The sequence below is a fragment of the Azotobacter armeniacus genome (genome assembly GCF_054779355.1).
Genome location: NZ_BAAGYK010000165.1, coordinates 159,494 through 167,623 on the forward strand (window position 1 = coordinate 159,494; position 8,130 = coordinate 167,623).

The 8,130-nt window shown below is 63.5% G+C and carries 7 protein-coding genes and 1 pseudogene; all 8 read left to right on the top strand.

The features are described from left to right. Positions 1-6: 6 nt before the first annotated feature. The 8 genes and pseudogenes from ACYVD0_RS22740 (at position 7) to ACYVD0_RS22775 (ending at position 8,061) form a co-directional block, all read left to right on the top strand. Positions 7-549 (top strand): plasmid pRiA4b ORF-3 family protein, encoded by a 543-nt coding sequence (locus tag ACYVD0_RS22740; protein ID WP_460428897.1) that lies wholly within the window; start codon positions 7-9, stop codon positions 547-549. A gap of 19 nt (positions 550-568) precedes the next feature. Beyond that, positions 569-3,436, top strand: a complete 2,868-nt coding sequence (locus ACYVD0_RS22745; protein WP_460428898.1) for a DEAD/DEAH box helicase — start codon at positions 569-571, stop codon at positions 3,434-3,436. 13 nt (positions 3,437-3,449) lie between these two features. Further along, positions 3,450-3,629: pseudogene (locus ACYVD0_RS22750) on the top strand (LysR family transcriptional regulator); the annotation flags it as partial. Positions 3,630-3,795: 166 nt separating this feature from the next. Continuing rightward, entirely contained in the window at positions 3,796-4,566 is a 771-nt protein-coding gene (locus tag ACYVD0_RS22755) for a DeoR/GlpR family DNA-binding transcription regulator (RefSeq protein ID WP_460428899.1), read from the top strand. A 14-nt stretch (positions 4,567-4,580) separates the two neighbouring features. Next, on the top strand, positions 4,581-6,416 hold the full coding sequence (gene glmS, locus ACYVD0_RS22760) for a glutamine--fructose-6-phosphate aminotransferase (RefSeq protein ID WP_460428900.1): 1,836 nt from the start codon (positions 4,581-4,583) through the stop codon (positions 6,414-6,416). 363 nt (positions 6,417-6,779) lie between these two features. Continuing rightward, entirely contained in the window at positions 6,780-7,073 is a 294-nt protein-coding gene (locus ACYVD0_RS22765) for a hypothetical protein (protein ID WP_460428901.1), read from the top strand. A gap of 44 nt (positions 7,074-7,117) precedes the next feature. Next, the gene (locus tag ACYVD0_RS22770; protein WP_460428902.1) at positions 7,118-7,642 is read left to right on the top strand and encodes an ABC-three component system protein; all 525 of its coding nucleotides are present in this window, start codon (positions 7,118-7,120) and stop codon (positions 7,640-7,642) included. Further along, positions 7,642-8,061, top strand: coding sequence for an ABC-three component system middle component 5 (locus ACYVD0_RS22775; RefSeq protein ID WP_460428913.1), 420 nt, complete (start codon positions 7,642-7,644; stop codon positions 8,059-8,061). The genes ACYVD0_RS22770 and ACYVD0_RS22775 overlap by 1 nt, the downstream gene beginning before the upstream one ends. The last annotated feature ends 69 nt before the right edge of the window (positions 8,062-8,130 follow it).

Sequence of the window (8,130 nt, forward strand, 5' to 3'; positions counted from 1 at the left end):
AACGCCATGACGACCCAAGCGAAACCCAACGCGCTCATCCTGCGCATCGAACTGCTCGATTTCGAGCCCGTGATCCATCGTCAGGTGAAGGTGCCGGCCAACCTGACGCTCGTCGACCTGCACGAGTGCATCCAGCTGGCCATGGGCTGGGAGAACGAGCATCTGTACGGATTCCGGATCGGCCGCACCCACTATGGTCCGGACGGAGACGGCGTTCTGGAGGACGATGTCGGGCTGCTCGATGCGCTTGGCCGGGGCCGGACGCTCTACTACACCTACGACTTCGGCGATTCCTGGGAGCACAAGATCACCGTCGAGAAGCGACTCGCCGGCGACCCGCTGAAACCGAGGTTCGTTTGCCTGAGTGCCGCCAATGCCTGTCCGCCGGAAGACATCGGTGGTGTTTTCGGCTACCTCAACTATCTCGAGGCCATCGCCGATCCGGACCATCCGGAGCACGCGGATTACCTCGAATGGTTCGAGGAGCCCCTCGATCCCGCGGCCTGCGATCTGGACGAGATCAACCGGCGGCTGGCCGTCCTGAAATAGACATGAAGGACTCCCGCGCATGCGCGTACTGACCTACGCCGGGCTCGAACCCGGCCGGCTGAAAACCGCCCTGAAGAAGGCCGTGGCCGCCATCGAGCGCGACGACTGGCGCAGCGTCGACCTGAAGAAACTGGCGCCGACGCCCTATTTCCGCGTCAAGCTCGACCAGGCCAGCCGCCTCTTGCTGAGTTTCGTCCGCTACCGGGACGAGACTGTCTGCCTGGCCCTGGAGGTCATCCCCCAGCACGCCTACGAGAAGTCCCGCTTCCTGCGCGGCGCGCGGGTCGACGAGGCGCTGATCGAGGCCGCCGGCGCGACGCAGGCCGAGGCCGCCGCCACGCCGGTGCGCTACCTGCATCCGGGCCGCGGGGAGTTCCACCTGCTGGACAAGGTAATCTCCTTCGACGACGCCCAGGAAGCCATCTACCGCCTGCCGCCGCCGGCGATCCTGGTGGGCTCGGCCGGCTCCGGCAAGACTGCCCTGACCCTGGAGAAGCTGCGCCAGGCCGAGGGCGAGCTGCTTTACGTCACCCACTCGCCCTGGCTGGCGCGCAACGCCCGCGAGCTGTATTTCGCCAACGGCTACCGCAACGACACCCAGGAGCCGCAGTTTCTCGCCTATCGCGAATTCCTCGAAACCCTCAGGGTGCCGGACGGCCGCGAAGTGAGCTTCCAGGCCTTCAAGGCCTGGTTCGAGCGGCACCGCCAGCAGTACCGCTTCACCGATGCCCACCAGTGCTTCGAGGAGTTCCGCGGGGTGATCGGCAGCCAGCCGGAGGGCGTGCTCGACGAGGCCGCCTACCTGGCCCTGGGCGCTCGCCAGTCGATCTTCCCGGCGGAGCAGCGCAGCGCCGTCCACCAGCTGTTCCGGCGCTACCAGGCCTGGCTGCAGGACAGTGGCCTGTACGACAGCAACCTGATTGCCCAGCAATGGCAGGCGCTGGCCGAACCGGCCTACGACTTCGTCGTCGTCGACGAGGTGCAGGATCTGACCAACGCCCAGCTGGCGCTGGTGCTGAAAACCCTCAGAAAGCCCGGCCAATTCCTGCTCTGCGGCGACTCCAACCAGATCGTCCATCCCAACTTCTTTTCCTGGAGCGCGGTCAAGGGGCTGTTCTGGCGCGATTCGGCGCTGGCCGAGCGGCAGACGCTTTCGGTCCTGCGCGTCAACTACCGCAACGCCCGCGAAGTCACCCGGGTGGCCAACGATCTGCTGAAGATCAAGCACGCCCGCTTCGGCTCCATCGACCGCGAGAGCAACCACCTGGTCGAGTCCGCCTCCAGCGAGCCGGGCGAAGTACGCCTGCTGGCCGACAAGGATGCGGTCAAGCGCGACCTGGACGGCAAGACCCGGGCCTCCACCCAGTTCGCCGTGCTGGTGCTGCGCGATGAGGACAAGGCCGAGGCGAAGAAGCACTTCCGTACGCCCCTGGTGTTCTCGGTACACGAGGCCAAGGGGCTGGAATACCCCAACATCGTTCTCTACCGCTTCGTCTCCGACCAGCGTCAGGCCTATGCGGAAATCTGCGAGGGCGTCGCCGCCGCCGACCTGGAAAGGGACGAACTGGACTACCGCCGCGCCCGCGACAAGCAGGACAAGTCGCTGGAGGTCTGGAAATTCTACGTCAACGCCCTGTACGTGGCGCTGACCCGCGCGGTGGAGCGGCTCTACCTGATCGAGAGCGACCACAGCCACCCTCTGCTCGCCCTGTTGGGGGTACGCGACAGCGACGCCCGGCTGGAAATCGAATCCAGCAAATCCAGCCGCGAGGACTGGGAGCGCGAGGCGCACCGTCTGGAACAGCAGGGCAAGCAGGAGCAGGCCGAGGCGATTCGCCGCGACATCCTCAAGACCCGCCAGGTGCCCTGGCCGGTGTGGAACTGGGAAACCGCCGGCCCGATGATCGAGCGTGCCCGTGATCCCCGGGAAATCTCCAACAAGGTGCGTCAGCAACTGTTCGACTTCGCCCTCTGGCACCAGATGGAGCGGCACATCGAGCACCTGGCCGATACGCTGCACTGGAATCCCGCCGTGCAACTGATCGCCAACGCCCGCCAGGGCTCGATCTGGCGCACCCGCGACAGCCTCGTCGAGCGCCAGCTCGGCGCCTACCGCAAGAAGAACTTCAAGGACATCCTCGTCCAGTGCGACCAGTACGGCGTCGACCACCGCACGCCGATGGACGCCACCCCGCTGATGCTCGCCACCCTGGCCGGCAACCTGCCGCTGGCGGAGGCGCTGCTCGAGCGCGGCGCCGATCCCGAGCAGCGCGACCTGTTCGGCCACAGCGCGCTGTCCTACGCCCTCGAGCGCGCCGTCGAGGACGAGGAGTACGCCGCCGGCCCCTTCGGCGAACTCTACGAGCGCCTGGCGACCCCGCTGGACCTGGAAGTGGAGGGACGGCTGATCCGCCTGCAGCCGCAGCAGGGCGAATACCTGCCCCTGCAGCTGATGCTCGCCGGCCTCAAGGTGCTCGGCTCGCAGCTGAACCATACCCGGGAGTTCCCGATCGGTCGGCGCTACGGCTTCTACGCCGACTACCTGATGCGCAACCTCACGCATTTCCCGGCCAACGTGCTGCGCCCCGAGCGCCAGAAGCGCACCTACTTCAACCAGGTCCTGGCCCGCGCCGAAGTCGACAGCAGCTACCGCCCGGCGCGCAAGCTCTGGCAGCGCGTGCGCAACGGCCACTACCTGCCCAGTCCGGACCTGAAACTGCGCGTGCCCGACGGCGACGGCCAGGGCCGCTGGCAGCCGCTGTACGAACTGCTGGCAGTCCGGGAAATCCTCGCCGGCAATGCCTACCTCATGGTGGGACAGGCGCTCAGGTTCGTGCTGGACGGCACCAGGGAGAGCGGCACCGGAACCTTTCCGACGATGCTTTGAGCGATGAATGAGTCAGACCTACGATTTCGTCGTTCGCGAACGCATCCAGTGCGGACAGCTGGTCGAGCTGCTGCCGCAACTGCGCGGGCGCACGCGACCTTCCTCGGTGATCTACGCGCCTCACCGTCGCCTGTCGGCGGCTTCTCGCGCCCTGATCGATGTACTGGTGGGCACGGCATCGGACGGGGAATAGTGGCGCGCCACCCATGAACGGGCTGGCGAGCATGGACGGACCGTGCTTTCAGGACATTTTCTTCCTGCTGGGCCATGGCCTGCTTTGCAACAGCCCGAGCACTTGCGGTCTGCAGTCTGCTATGTTTTGATTCGACGCAAATTTAATTTCGAATCGAAACATATAAATGTCGAAGCGCAACACTCCGCAACGCCGCCATGCCATTCTCGCCCTGTTGGCCGAACGGGGCGAAGTCAGTGTCGACGAACTGGCCAGACGCTTCGAAACCTCGGAGGTCACCATCCGCAAGGATCTCGCCGCCCTGGAGAAGAACGGCCTGCTGCTGCGTCGCTATGGCGGAGCGGTGCCGCTGCCGCAGGATCTCGCCGAGGAGAGCCTGCGGCCGCTGTCCGCCTGCAAGCAGGCCATTGCCAAGGCCGCTGCCGCGCGGATTCGCGAGCATGCACGGATCATCGTCGACAGCGGCAGCACCACCGCGGCAATGATTCCCGAGCTGGGCCACAAGCGTGGTCTGCTGGTGATGACCAATTCCCTCGAGGTGGCCAACGCCCTGCGCGAGCTGGAGAACGAGCCGGTGCTGCTGATGACCGGCGGAACCTGGGATCCGCATTCCGAATCCTTCCAGGGCCAGGTCGCCGAGCAGGTGCTGCGTTCCTACGATTTCGACCAGCTGTTCATCGGTGCCGACGGCATCGACCTGGCGCGCGGCACCACCACCTTCAATGAACTGCTCGGCCTGTCCAGGGTCATGGCCGAGGTCGCCCGGGAAGTCATCGTCATGGTCGAGTCCGACAAGGTCGGCCGGCGGATTCCCAACCTGGAGCTGCCCTGGAGCAGCGTGCACACCCTGATCACCGACGAGCGCCTCCCGCCCGAGGCGCGCGAACAGATTGCGGCGCATGGCGTGGAGCTGGTCTGCGTCGCCGTACCCGCCTGAAGGAGAACGACATCATGTGCGGAATCGTTGGCGCCATCGCCGAACGCAACATCACCCCCATCCTGCTGGAAGGCCTCAAGCGCCTGGAATACCGGGGCTACGACAGCGCCGGCGTGGCGGTGATCGATACTGCGGGCAAGCTCGTCCGCTGCCGTCGTTCAGGCAAGATCGCCGAGCTGGAACAGGCCCTGCAGAGCGAGCCGCTGAGCGGGCGCCTGGGCATCGCCCATACCCGCTGGGCCACCCACGGCGCGCCGCTGGAGCGCAACGCCCACCCGCACTGTTCCGCCGATGAGCTGGCGGTGGTGCACAACGGCATCATCGAGAACTACCTGCAGCTGCGCGAGCGCCTGCAGGGTCTCGGCTACCGCTTCGAGTCGGATACCGACACCGAGGTCATCGTCCACCTGCTGCACCACAAGCTGCAGGACAGCGGCGACCTCACCGCCGCGCTCAAGGCCACCATTCCCGAGCTGCACGGTGCCTACGGCCTGGCGGTGATCGGCGCCGGCCAGCCGGACCGCCTGCTCGCCGCGCGCAGCGGCAGCCCGCTGGTGATCGGCCTCGGTCACGGTGAGAACTTTCTCGCCTCCGACCAGCTCGCCCTGCGCCAGGTGACCGACCGCTTCATCTACCTGGAAGAGGGCGACATCGCCGAGATCCACCGTGACAGCGTGCAGGTTTGGGATGCCCAGGGCCGCCCCGTGCAACGCGAGATGCTGCAGTATCGGGATGGCGCCGAAGCCGCCGACAAGGGGGAATTCCGCCACTTCATGCTCAAGGAGATCCATGAGCAGCCGAACGTGGTGCGGCGCACCCTGGCAGACCGCCTGGCGGCGCATCATGTGCTGGTGGAGGCCTTCGGCCCGCAGGCGGCCGAGCTGTTCGGCCGGGTGAAGAACGTGCAGATCGTCGCCTGTGGCACCAGCTTCCATGCCGGCATGGTCGCCCGCTACTGGCTGGAGGGACTGGCCGGGATTCCCTGCCAGGTCGAGGTGGCCAGCGAGTTCCGCTACCGCAAGGTGGTGGTGCAGCCGGACAGCCTGTTCGTCACCATTTCCCAGTCCGGTGAGACCGCCGATACGCTCGCGGCCCTGCGCAATGCGAAGGATCTCGGTTATCTCGCCAGCCTGGCGATCTGCAACGTCGGCACCAGCTCGCTGGTGCGCGAATCCGAGCTTTGCCTGTTGACCCAGGCCGGCCCGGAAATCGGCGTCGCCTCGACCAAGGCCTTCACCACCCAACTGGTCGCCCTGCTGCTGCTGACCCTGGCCCTGGGCCAGGCGCGCAGCAGCCTCGCCGCCGGGGTCGAGGCCGAGCTGGTGGACGAGCTGCGCCGTCTGCCGGCGCGCCTCGACGAGGCGCTGGCGATGGACGCGACCATCCAGCAGATCGCCGAATTCTTCGCCGACAAGAACAACTGCCTGTTCCTCGGCCGCGGTGCCCAGTATCCGGTGGCGATGGAGGGGGCGCTCAAGCTCAAGGAGATCTCCTACATCCACGCCGAGGCCTACCCGGCCGGCGAACTCAAGCACGGCCCGCTGGCGCTGGTCGACGCTAGCATGCCGGTGGTCACCGTGGCGCCGAACAACGAGCTGCTGGAGAAGCTCAAGTCCAACCTGCAGGAAGTCCGCGCCCGCGGCGGCGAACTGATCGTCTTCGCCGACGGCGAGGCCGGCATCCACAACGGCGAAGGCACCCGCCTGGTGAAGATGCCCTTCATCCACCATCAGCTCGCGCCAATCCTCTACACCGTGCCGCTGCAGCTGCTGTCCTACCACGTCGCGGTACTCAAGGGCACCGACGTCGACCAGCCGCGCAACCTGGCCAAGAGCGTGACGGTGGAGTGAGGGAGGAGGGGACGGAAATGCCCGTTGTGGGAAGACAATAAAGTCTCATCCTTGACAATAAAGTTTCATCCTTACAAATAGAGTTTCATCCTGAGTCGAGCGAGAGGACATGCGCACTGACGAGGTGCCGCGTCCTCAGCCGACCCGCCGCAACAGGCAGAAATCGGCCAGAAGCGGTCGTCCTTGAGCACTACCCTTATGGCGCGCAGTGAAATGTCCCATATCCGCCTCTGCTGCACGCTTCCGGCATCCCTGCGCGCCGCCGTTAGCGGGAGCACCAAGCGCGTAGGCATGAGCCACGGCTTTACGATCAGGGCGCGATGCGTGATGATGCCATTTTGATAACTGTTCATTGGATGCATCATGGAAGGATTCTGGACAGGTGCACTGAAGTACTGCGGTATCGCTGCCGTAGCGGGACTTGTTGGATATACCGTTTACCCGCAGATCATTGCCTCCCCCCACCTGAAGAACCTCACGCACACTGAGCTGTTCGCCCTTCTCGGCCTTATCGTGATCGTGGTTTTCGGCCTCTGCCTGGCCCTGGTCAATGCCGGAGCCAAACGAGGCCCCGGTAACAACTCGGTCAATATCAAAGGCTCCGCCGTGCATGGAAATGTCCAGGCCGGCAACAACACAACCCGCGAAAACAAATGAATAAGGCGAATGTGTGGGGTTCCCAGATTCACGGGAGCCTAAGGGTGGGTGACGATACCAACTACATCATCAACCTTCCTCCACCTGACCCAACCGCCATATCACGGGCCTTAGCGAAATTCCAGGAGCTCAGCGAGAACGACGAAGATTTCCAGTACTTCGTTGAGCGTCTGGATTTTTTCACCAATCAGAAAACCCAGACGCCGGTGATCGGTCTTGAGCAAAAGCTCGTGAACGGTGGACGTGACGATTTACTGGAGATTGCGATCGAGCGAAAAGATGCTTTCGCGAAGCGCCTCATGAAATCGCAGCTAAATCGTAGACGCCAAGGCATCTTCCTCTACATCCTTCAGAAAATCAGCTTCGCATTCGAGGAACTGATTCGCCCGCTCATCAAGCAAGGTGCGCCGAACGAAATCATCGATGGAGTAATACTGAACGGGATTGTGGACGTAATCTACCGCGAGATCATGGCTGAAGACCTGACCATCGATCAATACATGATCTCCGGCATGCTGTATTTCTTGACCGGGAAGTGCCATTTGATCTGGGAGAGGCCAAAGTGCTGATGTATCACCCGGCCTTTGACGCCAATCATTGCCTTTACAGAATCGTATCAATCCTGCATGCCACTAGTGATACACAAATCAGCTGGCCGCTACTGCGCATGCTGGATTTCTACTACTTGTTCCCCGGCCAGCTAAAAAATATTAAGCCGTGGCCTAGGGAAATGGGGAAACTGAAAGCTCAGGTGATGAAAATCCCTGATCAGTTCGAAGACCTGACCAACCCTGCGCGTACGTTTTTTGAGTTAGAGCCATTCCAGAAAACCGCAACGCTCGAATTGATCGCCAAAGGCGTCCTCTCCAAATCATCATTTGACAAAGGCATCATGGAATTAGAGCCTGACTCCCTGCCCTCGGCCTACACAGCCCTTCTGGACACCGATGATTTCCTTATTAACGCGGCAATCAAATTCACGATATAAAGGGACATGAAAAAGATCGATGCCCGAAAGCTCTCTCGAGAAACTCAGGACCAGATGCGACGCCTGGCC

What these genes read in the sequence shown, in the direction of transcription:
- ACYVD0_RS22740 (WP_460428897.1), top strand. Translation starts at nt 7, where the DNA reads ATGACGACCCAAGCGAAACCCAACGCGCTCATCCTGCGCATCGAACTG.
- ACYVD0_RS22745 (WP_460428898.1), top strand. Translation starts at nt 569, where the DNA reads ATGCGCGTACTGACCTACGCCGGGCTCGAACCCGGCCGGCTGAAAACC.
- ACYVD0_RS22755 (WP_460428899.1), top strand. Translation starts at nt 3,796, where the DNA reads ATGTCGAAGCGCAACACTCCGCAACGCCGCCATGCCATTCTCGCCCTG.
- glmS (WP_460428900.1), top strand. Translation starts at nt 4,581, where the DNA reads ATGTGCGGAATCGTTGGCGCCATCGCCGAACGCAACATCACCCCCATC.
- ACYVD0_RS22765 (WP_460428901.1), top strand. Translation starts at nt 6,780, where the DNA reads ATGGAAGGATTCTGGACAGGTGCACTGAAGTACTGCGGTATCGCTGCC.
- ACYVD0_RS22775 (WP_460428913.1), top strand. Translation starts at nt 7,642, where the DNA reads ATGTATCACCCGGCCTTTGACGCCAATCATTGCCTTTACAGAATCGTA.